At 66.2% G+C, this 14,073-nt stretch carries 14 protein-coding genes and 1 pseudogene; 1 reads left to right on the top strand and 14 read right to left on the bottom strand.

Features of this window, described 5'->3' with window-relative positions:
* The 14 genes and pseudogenes from XaFJ1_RS12150 to XaFJ1_RS12085 form a co-directional block, all read right to left on the bottom strand.
* Positions 1–783, bottom strand: a complete 783-nt coding sequence (locus tag XaFJ1_RS12150) for a DUF1295 domain-containing protein (RefSeq protein ID WP_012916974.1) — start codon at positions 781–783, stop codon at positions 1–3.
* Positions 780–1,328 (bottom strand): DUF2878 domain-containing protein, encoded by a 549-nt coding sequence (locus tag XaFJ1_RS12145; RefSeq protein ID WP_012916973.1) that lies wholly within the window; start codon positions 1,326–1,328, stop codon positions 780–782. The genes XaFJ1_RS12150 and XaFJ1_RS12145 overlap by 4 nt, the downstream gene beginning before the upstream one ends.
* Positions 1,325–2,653, bottom strand: a complete 1,329-nt coding sequence (locus tag XaFJ1_RS12140; RefSeq protein ID WP_012916972.1) for an SAM-dependent methyltransferase — start codon at positions 2,651–2,653, stop codon at positions 1,325–1,327. The genes XaFJ1_RS12145 and XaFJ1_RS12140 overlap by 4 nt, the downstream gene beginning before the upstream one ends.
* Positions 2,650–3,519 (bottom strand): DUF1365 domain-containing protein, encoded by an 870-nt coding sequence (locus XaFJ1_RS12135; protein WP_407070985.1) that lies wholly within the window; start codon positions 3,517–3,519, stop codon positions 2,650–2,652. Before XaFJ1_RS12135 ends, XaFJ1_RS12140 begins: the two co-directional genes overlap by 4 nt.
* Entirely contained in the window at positions 3,510–4,760 is a 1,251-nt protein-coding gene (locus XaFJ1_RS12130; RefSeq protein ID WP_012916970.1) for an NAD(P)/FAD-dependent oxidoreductase, read from the bottom strand. The genes XaFJ1_RS12135 and XaFJ1_RS12130 overlap by 10 nt, the downstream gene beginning before the upstream one ends.
* Before the next feature lie 31 nt (positions 4,761–4,791).
* Positions 4,792–5,673 (bottom strand): annotated as a pseudogene (locus XaFJ1_RS12125) (acyl-CoA desaturase); the annotation flags it as partial.
* A gap of 440 nt (positions 5,674–6,113) precedes the next feature.
* Complete coding sequence (locus XaFJ1_RS12120) at positions 6,114–6,905, bottom strand: anti-sigma factor (protein WP_012916968.1); 792 nt, start codon at positions 6,903–6,905, stop codon at positions 6,114–6,116.
* Complete coding sequence (locus XaFJ1_RS12115) at positions 6,902–7,459, bottom strand: sigma-70 family RNA polymerase sigma factor (RefSeq protein WP_012916967.1); 558 nt, start codon at positions 7,457–7,459, stop codon at positions 6,902–6,904. Before XaFJ1_RS12115 ends, XaFJ1_RS12120 begins: the two co-directional genes overlap by 4 nt.
* 58 nt (positions 7,460–7,517) lie before the next feature.
* Positions 7,518–7,889 (bottom strand): hypothetical protein, encoded by a 372-nt coding sequence (locus tag XaFJ1_RS12110; protein ID WP_012916966.1) that lies wholly within the window; start codon positions 7,887–7,889, stop codon positions 7,518–7,520.
* Between the two features lie 88 nt (positions 7,890–7,977).
* Complete coding sequence (locus tag XaFJ1_RS12105) at positions 7,978–8,775, bottom strand: KH domain-containing protein (RefSeq protein WP_012916965.1); 798 nt, start codon at positions 8,773–8,775, stop codon at positions 7,978–7,980.
* Between the two features lie 79 nt (positions 8,776–8,854).
* The gene (gene rnfB, locus XaFJ1_RS12100) at positions 8,855–9,265 is read right to left on the bottom strand and encodes an Rnf electron transport complex subunit RnfB (RefSeq protein ID WP_012916964.1); all 411 of its coding nucleotides are present in this window, start codon (positions 9,263–9,265) and stop codon (positions 8,855–8,857) included.
* Positions 9,266–9,489: 224 nt separating this feature from the next.
* Entirely contained in the window at positions 9,490–10,092 is a 603-nt protein-coding gene (locus XaFJ1_RS12095; protein ID WP_012916963.1) for an HAD family hydrolase, read from the bottom strand.
* A 78-nt stretch (positions 10,093–10,170) separates the two neighbouring features.
* The gene (gene metG / locus XaFJ1_RS12090) at positions 10,171–12,231 is read right to left on the bottom strand and encodes a methionine--tRNA ligase (protein WP_012916962.1); all 2,061 of its coding nucleotides are present in this window, start codon (positions 12,229–12,231) and stop codon (positions 10,171–10,173) included.
* Positions 12,232–12,457: 226 nt separating this feature from the next.
* Positions 12,458–12,910 carry a DUF2147 domain-containing protein gene (locus tag XaFJ1_RS12085; RefSeq protein ID WP_012916961.1) on the bottom strand — a complete coding sequence of 151 codons (453 nt, stop codon included), beginning with the start codon at positions 12,908–12,910 and terminating at the stop codon, positions 12,458–12,460.
* A gap of 208 nt (positions 12,911–13,118) precedes the next feature.
* On the opposite strand from XaFJ1_RS12085, the gene mmuM reads away from it, so the two are divergent.
* Positions 13,119–14,063 carry a homocysteine S-methyltransferase gene (gene mmuM / locus XaFJ1_RS12080; protein WP_045757381.1) on the top strand — a complete coding sequence of 315 codons (945 nt, stop codon included), beginning with the start codon at positions 13,119–13,121 and terminating at the stop codon, positions 14,061–14,063.
* Positions 14,064–14,073: the final 10 nt, after the last annotated feature.

Genomic DNA, 14,073 nt, shown 5'->3' with positions numbered 1-14,073 from the left:
TCAGTGCCGTGGCGGCAAGGGGAAAAAGGCGCTGGTGCTGCGTTGGTAATCGGCATAGTCGTGGCCGCGCGAACGCAACGCCTGCATTTCGGTGTAGGGAATGCCGGTGATGCGGTAGAGGAACGCGAACATCAAGACCGGCCCCAGTGCGGCCACCGCGACCCACAGTGTGCCGCTGCCGACCGCAAGAAAGATGTAGGCGAACCAGTGCACGAATTCGAAGAAATAGTTGGGATGCCGCGAGTAGCGCCACAGACCTTGGCGGCAGGTTTTGCCACGGTGTGCTGGATCGGCGCGGAACGCGGCCAGTTGTCGATCGGCTAGGCTTTCGCCACCGACCGCGAGCAGCCAGGTGGCCAGTGCCAGCGTGGTCCAAACGCTCCACTGTGGCTGCGGATTGTGCGCGGCCACCGACAGTGGCACCGCGAACGCCACCACCACCAGTGCCTGGCCGAGGAAAAAGGTCAGGAATAACCGCTGGTCGTCCTGCCAGTGTTCGCGCAGCGCACGATAGCGGCCATCCTCGTGCGGATCGCCGAACACGCGCACGCCCAGATACCAGGCCAGTCGCGCGCCCCATAGACCGCCCATCGCCGCTGTCAGCACGCGCGGCAACGTCGCGCCGTCAGCGCACCAGGCGCAATACACCGCGGCCAGCGCCATGCATGTCGTCCATAGGACGTCCACCACGCCAGCGTTGCGGCTGTGCCGTTGCCAGGCCCAGCCGGCGAGCATGACCAGCGTGGTGAATACGCCCACGTGCAGGAGCGGCCAGGCGTTCATCGCGCCGCTCCTGCGGTGGGCCATGGTGCCGCTGCGCTTGCCGCGAACCGCCGTGTCGCCAGACTCAGCAGCGTCAGTGCGATTGCCCAGCCCAGCGCCAGCGCCAGTAGCGCATGCGGCAGCGGTGACGCCAGTGTCACGGCCTGCCAGCCGTGCGCGGCCAACACGTAGCCCAGTGGGCCGGCGGTGGCGCCGAATAGCGCAGCGCGCCAGGGCTGCCGCATGACCCAGGCCAGCGAGTGGTTGAACGTCAACGCGAAGCCGGCCCATAGCGCCAGGATCCAGAGCGGCGGCCATGGTGCTGGCGGCGCGGCGCTATAGCGGACCCAGCCGCTGGCGCGCAAGGCCGCGTCCACGCTGGCGCCCAGCGGCAGCGCCAGCGCCATCAGCGTCGCATCGCCGCGCGCGCGGCGATGCCGTTGTAGCTGATACAGCGCGAACAGTACCAGTGCGGCCGGGCCAGCCCAGCGCATGCCGTGGCTGGCACCGGCCACCGCGGCCAACCATAGCCCTTGCAGAGCGAGGTAGTTGATCAGGTTGTTCATGCCTCTCCAGCCAACGCCGGTGCGAACTGCGCCGGACGCGCCAGCGGCTTGCTCAGCCACAGGTGGACATCGCCGATGGAACGCTCCAGAAAGCCACCCTCGCAGTACGCCAGGTAAAACTCCCACATGCGGATGAAACGCTCGTCGTAGCCGAGCGCGCGCACCTGCGGCAACTTGGCCATGAAGCGCTCCCGCCAGGCGCGCAGGGTCAATGCGTAGCTGGGGCCGATGTCTTCCAGGTTGAACAGGCGCAGGTCGCTGGCGCGCGCGATCGCGCCGGTCATCGCCGCCACCGAGGGGATGAAACTGCCGGGGAAGATGTAGCGTTTGATGAAATCCACCGACTTCAGCGCTTGCGCGTAGCGGTGATCTTCGATGGTGATCGCCTGGATCAGCGCCTGGCCGTCGTCCTTGAGCAGCCCGCCGACCTTGCCGAAGTAAGTGTCCAGGTACTGATGGCCGATCGCCTCGATCATTTCGATCGACACCAGTCGGTCGTAGCGCCCGTCGAGGTCGCGGTAGTCGCGTAGCAGTACCTCGACCCGGTCCGACAGCCCTGCTGCCTCGACGCGTTGTCGCGCCAGTGCGTACTGTTCGCGCGAGATGGTGGTGGTGGTGACGCGGCAGCCGTGGTGCTTGGCTGCATGCAGCGCGAATCCGCCCCAGCCGGTGCCGATCTCGATCACGTGGTGGTGCGGTTGCAGGTCCAGTTTGGCGCAGATGCGCTGCAGCTTGCGCTCGGCGGCGCGCTCCAGTGCGGCCTCGCCGAGGGCGGCGTCGCTCTCGCGGAACAGCGCCGAGGAGTACATCAGGTTGCTGTCCAGGAACAATTCGAACAGCGGATTGCCCAGATCGTAGTGCGCGGCGATGTTGCGACGGCTGCCGGCACGGGTGTTGCGCGCGAGCGCATGCAGACCGCGCATGGCTAGGCTGCCGAGCCGGGCCAGGCCGGTTTCCATCGCATCCAGACGGTCGCGGTTGCGCACCAGCAGGCGCACCAGCGCGACCAGATCGTCGCAGTCCCATAGCCCGTCCATATAGGCTTCGCCGACGCCGACACTGCCGTTCAGTGCGGCCTGGCGGTAGAAGCGCGGATCGCGGATGCGCAGATGCGCATGCAAGCTCCCGGGTGTGGAGGCGCCAGCATTGCGACCAGTATCGCCGAGGGTGGTGAGCGTGCCGGCATCCTCGATGCGCAGTTGACCGTCGCGCAGGCTGTCCAGTGTGGTCAGCAGGCGTTGTCGTAGGAATCGGTCGAAACCGCGCAGCGGCGGCGTGGCGGGCACCAGCGTGTTGACGGAAGAGGATGCGTGCGGAGCGTTCATCGGCGTTCTCGCTGAGTGGAAAGGTCGGGGTGGTCGTGCACTGGATTGCCGCGCAGCCATAGCCGCAGTGCCTGCCAGTGGATCTTGGCCAGCACCTGCAGGGTCATCGCCGGATAGCGCAGCAATGCCCGGGCCAGGCTGGCGCCGTCGATTTCGCGTCTCTCCAGCACCAAGGTGGCGTCGAAGCGCCGCGCTGTGGGCGTTGGATCGAGCACGTCCATGTGTACGCGCAGCTGTTGCCCAGGCTCACTCAAACGCCAGGCATAGGTGTGCGTCATCGCCATGAACGGGGAGACGTGGAACCGTTTGTCGAAGCGCCAAGCATGTACGCTGCCGTGGCGATGCGCTTGCGTCAGCGGCAGCACGTAGGCATGGCGTTGTCGCCATGGCGTGTTGGTGATTTCGGCGACGATGCTGTGCAGGCGCTGCTGTGCGTCGTGGCAATAGTAGAACGTGACCGGATTGAAGCAATGGCCGAAGTAGCGCAGGTGGGTGAGCATGCGTACCGGGCCGAGTGGGCGTTCGCCGGTGTGTTGTTGCACGCGGTCGCGTACCGCTTCGTCCAGTGGTTGCGCCGGATCGCCGAGATAATCGCTACGGCGGAATTCGGCCAGGTTGCGGCGGCCCACCGACCACAGCCATCGTCGCGCAAAAACTTGGTCCAGTTCGCTCAGGTCCAGATACATCAGGAACAGTGGATAGCGGAATGCCAACGCCTTGGGTGCATGCCGTCGGTGCCGCACCCAGCCGGTGTATATCGCGCTGTGCAAGCCGGTATGGGGCGTGACCTCCGCCGCCGGCGTTGTCGAGACGGCGCCAGCCGGCGGGGCGGACACGGAAACACGCGGTAGCGCGGTCATGGCCATGAGACCCCGAGCGCGGTGGCGACCTCGACGGCGCTGCGCAGGCCATCTTCGTGGAAACCGAAGCCCCAGCCGGCGCCAGCGAACCAGGTGTTCTTCTGGCCCTGGATCTCGCCTTTGCGCGCCTGCGCCGCGACCGATCCAGACGTTTGCAGTGGATGCCGGTAGCGCATGCGCCGTAGGATCTTGGCCGGATCGATCGCGTCGCTGCAGTTGAGGCTGACGATGAAGGGCTGCGGCGCGTCGATCGACTGCAGTGCGTTCATCCAGTAGCTGACCGTGCACGGTGCATGCGGATCGGCTGGCACGTGCGCGTTCCAGGCGGCCCAGGCGCGGCGATCGCGGGGCAGGACGCGCGCGTCGGTGTGCAGGACGGTGTCGTTTTCCTGGTAATGAAGCCCGCCGAGGATTTCGGTTTCGGCGGTGCTGGGGTCGGCAAGCAGGCGCAATGCGTCGTCGGCATGGCAAGCGAGCACGACCGCGTCGTAGTGCTCGGCGCCGGTATCGGTCTGCACGGAAACCCCCGCCGCCAGCCGCTGCACCGCGCGCACCGGCGTGGCGATGCGCTCGCGCACCTGCCAGCGGCTGCGCAGCGCACGCACGTAGCTGTTGGAGCCGCCACGCACCACCTGCCATTGCGGGCGGCCGCTGAATTGCAGCATGTGGTGATTGGCCATGAAGCCGATCAACTGGCGTATGGGGAAGTCGAGGATCTGTCGCGATGGTGAGGACCACAGCGCCGAGGCCATCGGCACCAGGTGTGCGTCGCGGAACACCTCCGAATAGCCGTGGCGTTGCAGGAATTCGCCCAAGGTGAGTTGCGCCACCGTGGGGTCGTGCAGGACCTGCGGCGCGTGCCGGTAGAACCGGCGCAGGTCGCGCAGCATGCGCCAGAACCGCGGCGAGAGGAGATTGCGACGCTGACAGAACAGGCCGTCGAGGTTGCCGGCGTTGTACTCCAGGCCGGTGCGTGCTTCGTGCACGGAGAAGCTCATGGTCGTCGGTTGCGACGCCACGCCTAGCTGTGCGAACAACGTGCTCAGCAGCGGATAGTGCTGCGGATTGAACACGATGAAGCCGCTGTCCACTGCGTATTCCACGCCGTCCAGGGCGATGGCATGGGTATGGGTGTGGCCGCCGAGGTAGTCGGCCGCTTCGTACAGCGTCACCTCGTGGCGCTGCGACAGCAGCCACGCCGCGCCGAGGCCGGCGATCCCCGAGCCCACCACCGCGATGCGACTCATCGTGTCCGTTCCTTCGCGCGCAGCAGCCCGCTGGCACCGGCTTGAGTTCGCGGATCAGGCCGATCCACGCCATGGCCTTCAGGCCGTACCAGGTCGTGTCCACTTCCCACCAGCGGAAGCCCTGGCGCGCCGCGCCGGGGAAAAAGTGGTGGTTGTTGTGCCAGCCCTCGCCGAAGGTCAGCAGTGCTAGCCAGAGATTGTTGCGGCTGTCGTCGCGGGTGTCGAAACGACGGCTGCCGAAGCGGTGCGCCAGCGAGTTGATGGTGAAGGTCGCATGGAACAAGGCCACGGTGGAAACGAAAAAGCCCCACACCAGTAACTGCGGGCCGTCGGTGCCCAGTTGCGGCACATGCCGCTGCAGCCATTGGCCGAGCAGGAATATTGCCAGTGCCAGCAGTACCGGTATTAGCAGGTCGAAGCGATCAATAAAGCGAAGTTCAGGGAAACGGCGCAGGTCGGGAATCGCCTCCCAGTCGGTGCGGAAACCGCGTGGGGTCAGGAACCAGCCGCTATGACTCCACCAGAAACCATGCTGGCGCGGGGAGTGTGGATCGGCCGCGGTGTCGGTGTGGCGATGGTGATTGCGATGGTGCGCGGCCCACCACAGTGGCCCACGTTGCACGCAAGTGGCGCCGAGCGCGGCGAACAGGAACTGCACTGGGCGCGAGGTCTTGAACGCGCGGTGAGCGAAATAGCGGTGGTAGAAGCCGGTGAGAGCGAACATGCGCACTGCGTACAGGGCCAGCGCCACACCCACCGCGCATCCCGACACGCCGACCCAGAAAACGCCCAGGCAGGCCAGATGCAGGCCGATATAGGGGGTCGCCCGCAGCCAGTCGATGCGGTCGGCGCGCGCCGGGTCCAACTCGATCTGCGCGTTGGTGTCGAACCACTGGCGCAGCGTGCGCAGCACATGCTTGCGCCGCGGCGTAACGGTCGAAGTGGTTGGATGCTCTGCAAAAGATCTCGGCACAAGGGCATCTCATTAGGGACTCGGGATAAAAATACGACCGAAACGAGAGAACGGATGCACCTGCGTTAGATACACCTGCGTTACTTGTGTCTGCGAGGCTGTCTACCATGGAGCGCCGCACGGCCCTATGCAACCTGGCGAGGCTCGATTGACAGCAGTTCTCAGACTCAAGATCAGATGTCTATACCACCCGAAAGGCTGTATGAACAGGGGCGAGTGAATAGGAACCTGCGATAGGCGCTTGCTACAGGGTGCGACTTCATCTGCTCTGGTCTGCTCTGGCCAGGGGCTGGTGAACGCTGTTTTAGAACAGGTTTAGAGCAGACATCGCCGCAGCGACCACGATACGATACGCTGCGTCAGGTTGCGTGCTGCATGGGTTACGGCGCTAGATGCAGGGTGCTGATGCCACCCTTGGCCACCACCGGGCCGGTGGCGACACCGCCGGGTGCGCCGCCGGGCGGCTCCATGGTCACTGCCAGTAAGGCCCCGTCCCGGAGCAAGGGCATCAGCTTTTCTGGGATGCGTGCCACTCGCGCCTGCACATCGTCGAACACGCCCATCGACCGCGCCTTGCCGTCGGCTGGAATCAGCCACAACTCCGGCACGCGTCCGCCATCGTGGTCGCCGGCCAATGGGGTCAGGGTGATGCGTTGCTTGTCGGCGTCCATCAGCACTACGTAACCGGGCTTGCCGTTGTTCTGCATCAGCGTGGAGGTCATCGCAATGCCGCTGGCACTTCTCTGGGGTGTTGTCGGCGCTGCCTGCTCTATTTGCCGCTGTGGCGGCAGCGGCGCGCGCGCCAGGATCAAGGCGAACAGGCAGGCGGCGGCGGTGGCGAAGCCACCTGCACTGAGCCAGCGCCAGGTGCGCACGTTATCCCACATGCTGGGCGCGGCGGCGCGCGTGCGCGACGCAGGCGCATCCAGATGCAGCGAGGCGCGGATGCGCACCCACACGCGCTCGGGAACCGCGACCGGCGCGATTTCGTCGGCCAGCGGCATCAGATGCTGCTGCCACTGCGTCACGGCGGTGGCGAAGACGTGGTCGGTCTCGATGCGCTGTTCGGCGGTGCGGCGTTCGTGCGCGTCGAGCACGCCCAGCACGTATTCGCCGGCCAGCACGTCGCGCGGGGGGAGGGTTTCTTGCGGATCGGGCACGGAGGTGTTCATTGTTCCAGGCACGCTTTCAGTTTGGCCAGGCTGCGCCTGATCCAGCTCTTGACCGTCCCTAGCGGGGTACCGCTGCGATTGGCCAATTCCTCGTAGGTGATGCCTTCGAAGAATGCGGTGCGGATCAGCTCGCCGCGCGGTGGCTCCAGTTCGCCCATGCACACGTCCAGGCGCCGGCCAGCCACGCGCCATTCGGTTTCGGCCAGTGGATCGCGGCCGTCTTCGGGCAGTTCGCCGGCCTCATCGAGCGCCACCGACTGTCGCGCCGGCGCACGTGCGCGCAAGTAGTCGATGGCCTTGTTGCGGGCGATCATGGTCAGCCAGGTCAGGCCGCGTGCGCGTTGCGGATCGAACTGCGTCGCTTTGCGCCAGACCGCGGAGAACACCTCTTGCAGCACGTCCTCCGCTTCGCCGCGTTGCGGCACGATGCGCAGGCACACGCCGAACAGGCGTGGCGAGGTGGTGCGGTACAGGCGTTCGAATGCCGCGCTGTCGCCGGCCGCGGTGGCCAGCAACAATTGTCCTGTTTCGTCGTGATCGGGCGTCTCGGTCATGCCGGGAAACGGTGGCGAAGGTTGCGGCGATGCTACAGGCTTTCGACGTGGGCGTCGCTCAAATGCGTTGCTTGTACCAGAGCGCGACTGCGGCGAGCAGTAGCAGGATCTCGAACGCGGCCAGCCCGGTGGTGGTCGCGCCGACCGGCCACAGCCGTAGCAGGCTGGCGCTGCGGTACAGCACGATCGGCACATAGAACGCCAAGGCCAGCAGTAGGCCGTTGCGCAGTTGTCCGCTTTGGGCGAAGTAGCCGAACAGGAATGCCATTCCCCATTGCAGGCCACCATAGATGACCAGGTATTCGGACTGACCGGAGCGATCCAGGCCCACATAGCCCACCGCCACTGCGGTTGACGCTGGCCAGATGGTGCACCATAGGGCCAGCAGCGCGTAGAGCGCGGCGTTGAACCACAGGTAGGCTTTTGCCATGGGGAATTCTCGGCGATGGGCGGGCGATAAGATGGCATGGTTGTAACGCTCGCAGCGCAGGCTGCTGTGAACGCGGCGGCGGTCCTGGTTAGTGCGCCTTGCACTGTGCGACCAGGGGGTGTTGCAGTGCCTGATCCCAGGCCGTTGCGTCGGCCTGGCCGCGCAGGCGATCGGGGAAGGTGATGCGGACCTGCGGGTAGCGGCCGCGCGCGTCGCGGATGTTGCCGACACCGCGGAATTCGAGCAGGTGCCGGTCCTGGCGCGCGTAGGCGACGTTGATGTCGGGCAGCAGGCCGCCATACCAGGCCGCCAGACCCAGGGTGTAATGCTGCACGTTGGCGTCGGCGGTGCCGGGAGTGATCTGGAATTGGAGCGTGCGCTGGCTACTCGGCAGCGCGAAGGTGATGCGCTGCGGCGTGCCGCCGGCCAAGGCATCCCAGTGCTGGCGCAGATAGGCGTCGAACCCGGCGTCGATCACCAGCGGGGCGTCGGCGCTGGCCGGCAGTGCCGCGTGGTGCTCGACCTGTCCTTTTACCTGGCTGAACATTTCGCGGCCGTTGCCGGTGCTGCGGACCCCTTCGCGATAGCCGCTGCGTGCGTCCACCAGTTCGAAATCGGGTGCGATACCGCCATCGGCCACGCGCTTGCGTGCAAATGCAGCGCCGTTGGCGCACTGGTACAGCACCAGCCGCGCGCCATTCTCGCGCACCCAATGGCTCTCGCGATACAACAGTTGTTTACCGTCGGCGGCGTAGGCTAGGCCTTCGTAGTGCAGCATCGCCCGTGCCGGTGCGGCGGTGGCCAGGACGCACACGCCCAGGATCAGGGCCAGGGTGAACGCGGTCTGTGGACGGACAGACGTGAAGGACACGGTCGACGTGTGCATGGACGGCGCTTCCGTTGGGATGACACTAGGACATACGCGGCGGACGTCGATCCGGATGCGTCGGCCATGGCAGGTCTGTTCAGCGCAGCACGATGCAGTCCACCGGGCAGGCCGGCAGGCACAGTGCGCAGCCCGTACACAGCGGTGCCAGGACCGTATGCATGTGTTTGGCGCCGCCGACAATGGCGTCCACCGGGCAAGCCTGGATGCATTTGGTGCAGCCGATGCAGTCGGCCTCGATCACCAGCGCCACCTGCGGCGGTGTGTGGGTACCGCGGCGACGGTCGTAGGGCAGCGCGGGGGTGCCGAGCACCCGTGCCAGCGCTCGCGCACTGGCGTCGCCACCGGGCGGGCAACGGTCCACCTGCGCCGCGCCACGCGCCATCGCCTCGGCGTAGGGGCGGCAGCCGTCGAAGCCGCACTGGCCGCATTGGGTCTGTGGCAGCAGGCGGTCCAGGCGTTCGAGCAGGGCGTCTTGGGCGGGATGCATGGTGAAAGGGTGTACCCGATGCAGGGCGTCGGGTGGAGCGCGCAGGGACGAGGACTGCAGCATGGCCGTATCGGGATGGGCCGGCCTAGTGTAACGCGCTCACCGTCGCGGCCAGGCCCTAGCCGCGCACGTGTTGATCGCGACCTCGACCGTTGTCCACGACGGGATGAGGTGCGTCCGTGGCAATGGGGCGAACAGCGGCCATTGTGCCGAGGAGTGTGGCATCAGGCGATGCGGCGCCCGCGGTACCAGCGCTCGTGCGCCAATGCCAGCATCGGTCGGTCTTCGTGGCTGTCGCCGTAGGCATAGATGCGTCGATAGGCGGACAGGGTGTAACGCGCGCGGATCAGTGCGGCCTTGTGCGGGCCGCAGTCGCCGCCGGCGTAGCGCCCGGTCAGGCGACCGTCGCACGCTTCCAGACGGTTGCAGATTAGTGCCAGTCCATGTTGCGCGCACCATGGACGCAGGTACAGGTCCAGTGATGCGGAGACCAGGACGACGTGGTGGCCTTGCGCCTGGTGCCAGGCGATGCGTTGCATCATCTGCGCTTGCAACAGCGGTGGTAGCGCCTGCTCCGCGTAGACGGCGGCCTGTGTCGCGATCTCCTCGGCGGCGCGCCCGGCGAACACCATGCGGGTGACCCGTTCGCGGATCGCCACCGCCGAGATCAGGCCGAGGCGGTAGCCGACCAGCCATGGTCCGATCGTCCAGCGCACGCTGGCCTGCTGCGCTGGTGTGGCAACGCGGCGCAGGAAGCCCGAATAGCTGTCGCCGCTGGTGACCGTTTGATCGAAGTCGAACAGGGCCAGTGCGCTGGGTGTGGTCATCTGGAGAGCGGGAGCGGCACGGGCAGGGATGGGTGGGCGCGGCAATGCTGTGCGCCGCCGCCCGCATCGGCGCGACGCTCAGCGCACCGGCATGCCCGGCTGCGCACCGCTGTCGGCGTCGAGCAGGGCCAGCGCACCGCCATCGAAGCCAGCCGACAGGATCATGCCTTCGCTGATGCCGAAGCGCATCTTGCGCGGTGCCAGGTTGGCGATGAAGACCACGCTGCGGCCAACCAGTTTGTCCGGTTCGGCATAGCTGGCGCGGATGCCGGAGAAAATCTGCCGCTTGCCCAGCGCGCCGGCATCCAGTTCGAAGCGCAGCAGCTTGTCCGAGCCCTCGACGCATTCGCAGGCCAGCACTTTGCCGATGCGCAGGTCGAGCTTGGCGAAATCGTCCATGCCGACGAGCGCGGGACTGGCGGCCGGGGCATTCGGCGCGATAGGCGCGGCTGGCTTGGCGGCGGGTGTCGCCGTGCCAGCGGCGGGGGCGAAGGTGTCCTTGGAGGCGTCGGTCATGGCGTCGATCAGGTGGGGGTCGATTCGGGTGAACAGTGGTGTGTAGGGCTTGATCGCGTGCGCCAGCAACGGCGCCTGCAGTGCGTCCCAAGCAGCCAGCGGCGCGACCAGGAACGCCTCGGCTTCGGCGCACGTGTGCGGCAGCACCGGCTTGAGCGCGGCGGCCAGCACCCGGAACAGGTTCAAACCCTGGGTGCATACCGCTTGCAGCGAGGCCTCGGCACCGTCCTGCTTGGCCAGCACCCAGGGTTTGTGTTCGTCGATGTACTTGTTGGCTTCGTCTGCAAGGGCCATGGTCTGGCGGATCGCGCTGGCCGGGTCGTTGCGCGCATACGCCTCGCGGATTGGGGACAATGCGGCGACGAAGTGGGCGTATTGCGCTGGATCGGGCAGCGTCTCGGCGAGCGTGCCGCCGAAGCGCTTGTCGATGAAGCCGGCACAGCGGCTGGCCAGGTTGACGAACTTGCCGACCAGATCTGCATTGACCCGCGCGATGAAGTCGCTGAGGTTCAGGTCGAGATCGTCGACGCCGCCGGAGGACTTGGCGGCGAAGTAGTAGCGCAGCGCTTCCGGCTCCAGGCCTACGTCGAGGTAGGTGCGGGCCATGACGAAGGTGCCGCGCGACTTGGACATTTTGGCGCCATCGACGGTCAGGTAGCCGTTGACGTGCAACCGGGTTGGTGCGCGATGGCCGGTGCCATGCAGTACCGCTGGCCAGAACAGGCCATGGAAGTTGACGATGTCCTTGCCGATGAAATGGTGCAATTCGGTGCTGCTGCCAGCGGCTAGGTGCGCTTCGAACGACTCGCCCAGGCGTGCGCACAGGGTCTGAAAACTGCTCAAGTAGCCGATCGGCGCGTCCAGCCACACATAGAAATATTTCCCCGGTTGCCCGGGGATCTGGAAACCGAAGTACGGCGCATCGCGCGAGATGTCCCAGGCGCGCAGGCCGCCTTCGCTGTCCAGCCATTCCATCAGCTTGGCCTTGACGCCGGGCAGGGCGACGTCGCCGGCCAGCCAGTCGCGCAGGAAGCGGTCGAAGCGGCCGACTTCGAAGAAAAAGTGCTCCGAATCGCGCAGCTCCGGCGTGGTCCCGGAGATCACCGACTTGGGCTCCTTCAGTTCGGTCGGCGCATAGGTGGCGCCGCAGACCTCGCAGTTGTCGCCGTATTGGTCGGCGCTGCCGCAGTTCGGGCAGATGCCCTTGATGTAGCGGTCGGGCAGGAACATGCCCTTGGCTGGGTCGTAGAACTGCGCGACCCGGCGGCGCGCGATATGGCCGCCGGCGTCGAGGCGGGCGTAGAACGCTTCGGTCAGTGCGCGGTTGGCCGCCGAGTTGGTCGAGTCGTAATGGTCGAAGGCGACGCCGAACGCGGCGAAATCGCGCTCGTGGCTGGCCTGGATGCTGGCGATGAAATCTTCCGCAGTGACGCCGGCTTTTTCCGCCGCGAGCATGATCGGCGTGCCGTGGGTGTCGTCGGCACACACGAACCAGGCGCGGTCGCCATGCAGCCGCCGTGCGCGTACCCAGATGTCGGCCTGGATGTAGCCGACGAGATGCCCCAGATGCAACGGTCCGTTGGCATAAGGTAGAGCGGTTGTGACGAGAGCGGTGCGGGTCATGGCGGCCGGCGATCTGGGGGAGGGCGATTATTGCATGCAGGCCGGGATGTCGGGTCTGGTGAAGGACGATGCGCAAGTGTCACAGTTCGACGCTCCGAGTAGCCACAAAAAAAGCGCCTGTGCGGGCGCCTTCGAGGCGAATGCGTGGGTGCGGTGGCGTGTCCATTCGCGCTTGGGTGTGCGGTTTCGGCTCAGCCATACTGCGGCCCGCGTCGGTGTCGCGGAGTCATTGCCTGATCCACGTCTGTGTGCGACCCAATGCTTCGATGCCGATGTAGCCGCGCATCTGCAACTGCTTGCCGTCGTCGCTGAGGGTGATCTTGGCTTTGTAGATTTTGCCTTTGACCGGATCCAGTACCGAACCGCCGTCCCACACCGCCGCGCCGTCGGGCTTGAGTCCCCACAGGATGGTCATGCCCTTGATCGGCTTGCCCTTGCGTTCGCCCTCGCACTTGTCGCACATCGGGTTCGGGCCGTGGTCGGATTGCAGGATCTCGCTCACCTTGCCGCTCAGCGTGCCATCGGTCGATTGTGCGATTTGCACGATCGACTTGGGTTTGCCGGTGTCGTCGTCGATGGTCTGCCAGCGGCCGACCGGCGAGGTGTCGGCGGCGTGGGCGACCAACGCCGTCATGCTCAGTGGCAGGGCCAATATCAGGCTCTTGAAGGTGGTCGACATGGGGCCTCTCCCAGGGATGTTCGGAGTGGTCGACACCATGCCGGCCACACTGCGACTGTATCTTCGCGCACCAGGTATTGGAAATCCGCACCGCAGCATGTCCAGGGTGGCGTGTGCGTTGGATGTGTGTTGCGTCTACCGCAGCGGCGCGACTGGCCCCGTGCCATCTGCGACACTGCGCGCACAGGTGTCGTGCGAGGACATGCCCATGCCGCACAATCCGTTGACTGCGCTGTTGGCTGAGGGACGCTGCATCGTGCTCGATGGCGCGTTGGCCACCGAGCTGGAGCGTTTTGGTTGCGATCTCGACGATCCACTGTGGTCGGCGAAGGTGCTGCTGGAGCAGCCGGAACGTATTCGTCAGGTGCATCTGGACTATTTCGTCGCTGGCGCGCAGTGCGCGATCACCGCAAGCTACCAGGCCACGTTGCAGGGTTTGGCCGCGCGTGGCATCGATCCGGCGCAAGCGCGGCGACTGATCGCGCGCAGTGCGGAACTGGCCCAGCAGGCCCGGCGGGATTACCGCGCGGCGCATCCGCAGGCCGGTACGCTGTTGGTGGCCGGTTCGGTCGGGCCGTATGGCGCTTATCTGGCCGATGGTTCGGAATATCGCGGGGATTATGTTGTAGCACCTGCGCGAATGCGCGATTTCCACCGCCCGCGCATCACCGCGCTGGTGGACGCGGGGGTGGACCTGCTGGCGTTCGAAACGCAGCCATCGAGCGCGGAGATCGCCGCACTGCTGGCGCTATTGGAAGAGTTTCCGCAGAGCGTCGCCTGGTTCGCCTGCACCCTGCGCGATCCCACTCATCTAAGCGATGGCACGCCGTTGCGCGAGACCGTGGCCTTGCTCGATGGGCATCCGCAGGTCGTTGCGCTGGGCGTCAATTGCATCGCGCCGGCGCTTGCCGCGGCGGCGCTGGAGCATCTGTCCACGTTGACCCGGTTGCCGCTGGTGGTGTATCCGAACTCTGGGGAGCGCTACGACGCCGGCGATAAACGCTGGAAGGCCGATGGTGCTGTCGCATGCGCTCTGGTCGAGCACATCGATCGCTGGCGCGCGGCCGGTGCGCGTCTGATCGGCGGCTGTTGCCGCACCACGCCGCAGCAGATCGCGCAGTTGGCGCGGTGCCTGGCGATGCCGCATGGTTGAGCCGTTCTGC

It is taken from the genome of Xanthomonas albilineans, assembly GCF_009931595.1.
Lineage (GTDB): Bacteria > Pseudomonadota > Gammaproteobacteria > Xanthomonadales > Xanthomonadaceae > Xanthomonas_A > Xanthomonas_A albilineans.
Note: the sequence above shows the minus strand (reverse complement) of the source record. Positions and strands in the feature narration are given on the sequence as shown.

Excerpts from the sequence above, each read along its gene's own strand:
- XaFJ1_RS12150 (WP_012916974.1), bottom strand. The coding sequence starts at position 783 with ATGAACGCCTGGCCGCTCCTGCACGTGGGCGTATTCACCACGCTGGTC.
- XaFJ1_RS12145 (WP_012916973.1), bottom strand. The coding sequence starts at position 1,328 with ATGAACAACCTGATCAACTACCTCGCTCTGCAAGGGCTATGGTTGGCC.
- XaFJ1_RS12140 (WP_012916972.1), bottom strand. The coding sequence starts at position 2,653 with ATGAACGCTCCGCACGCATCCTCTTCCGTCAACACGCTGGTGCCCGCC.
- XaFJ1_RS12135 (WP_407070985.1), bottom strand. The coding sequence starts at position 3,519 with ATGGCCATGACCGCGCTACCGCGTGTTTCCGTGTCCGCCCCGCCGGCT.
- XaFJ1_RS12130 (WP_012916970.1), bottom strand. The coding sequence starts at position 4,760 with ATGAGTCGCATCGCGGTGGTGGGCTCGGGGATCGCCGGCCTCGGCGCG.
- XaFJ1_RS12120 (WP_012916968.1), bottom strand. The coding sequence starts at position 6,905 with ATGAACACCTCCGTGCCCGATCCGCAAGAAACCCTCCCCCCGCGCGAC.
- XaFJ1_RS12115 (WP_012916967.1), bottom strand. The coding sequence starts at position 7,459 with ATGACCGAGACGCCCGATCACGACGAAACAGGACAATTGTTGCTGGCC.
- XaFJ1_RS12110 (WP_012916966.1), bottom strand. The coding sequence starts at position 7,889 with ATGGCAAAAGCCTACCTGTGGTTCAACGCCGCGCTCTACGCGCTGCTG.
- XaFJ1_RS12105 (WP_012916965.1), bottom strand. The coding sequence starts at position 8,775 with ATGCACACGTCGACCGTGTCCTTCACGTCTGTCCGTCCACAGACCGCG.
- rnfB (WP_012916964.1), bottom strand. The coding sequence starts at position 9,265 with ATGCATCCCGCCCAAGACGCCCTGCTCGAACGCCTGGACCGCCTGCTG.
- XaFJ1_RS12095 (WP_012916963.1), bottom strand. The coding sequence starts at position 10,092 with ATGACCACACCCAGCGCACTGGCCCTGTTCGACTTCGATCAAACGGTC.
- metG (WP_012916962.1), bottom strand. The coding sequence starts at position 12,231 with ATGACCCGCACCGCTCTCGTCACAACCGCTCTACCTTATGCCAACGGA.
- XaFJ1_RS12085 (WP_012916961.1), bottom strand. The coding sequence starts at position 12,910 with ATGTCGACCACCTTCAAGAGCCTGATATTGGCCCTGCCACTGAGCATG.
- mmuM (WP_045757381.1), top strand. The coding sequence starts at position 13,119 with ATGCCGCACAATCCGTTGACTGCGCTGTTGGCTGAGGGACGCTGCATC.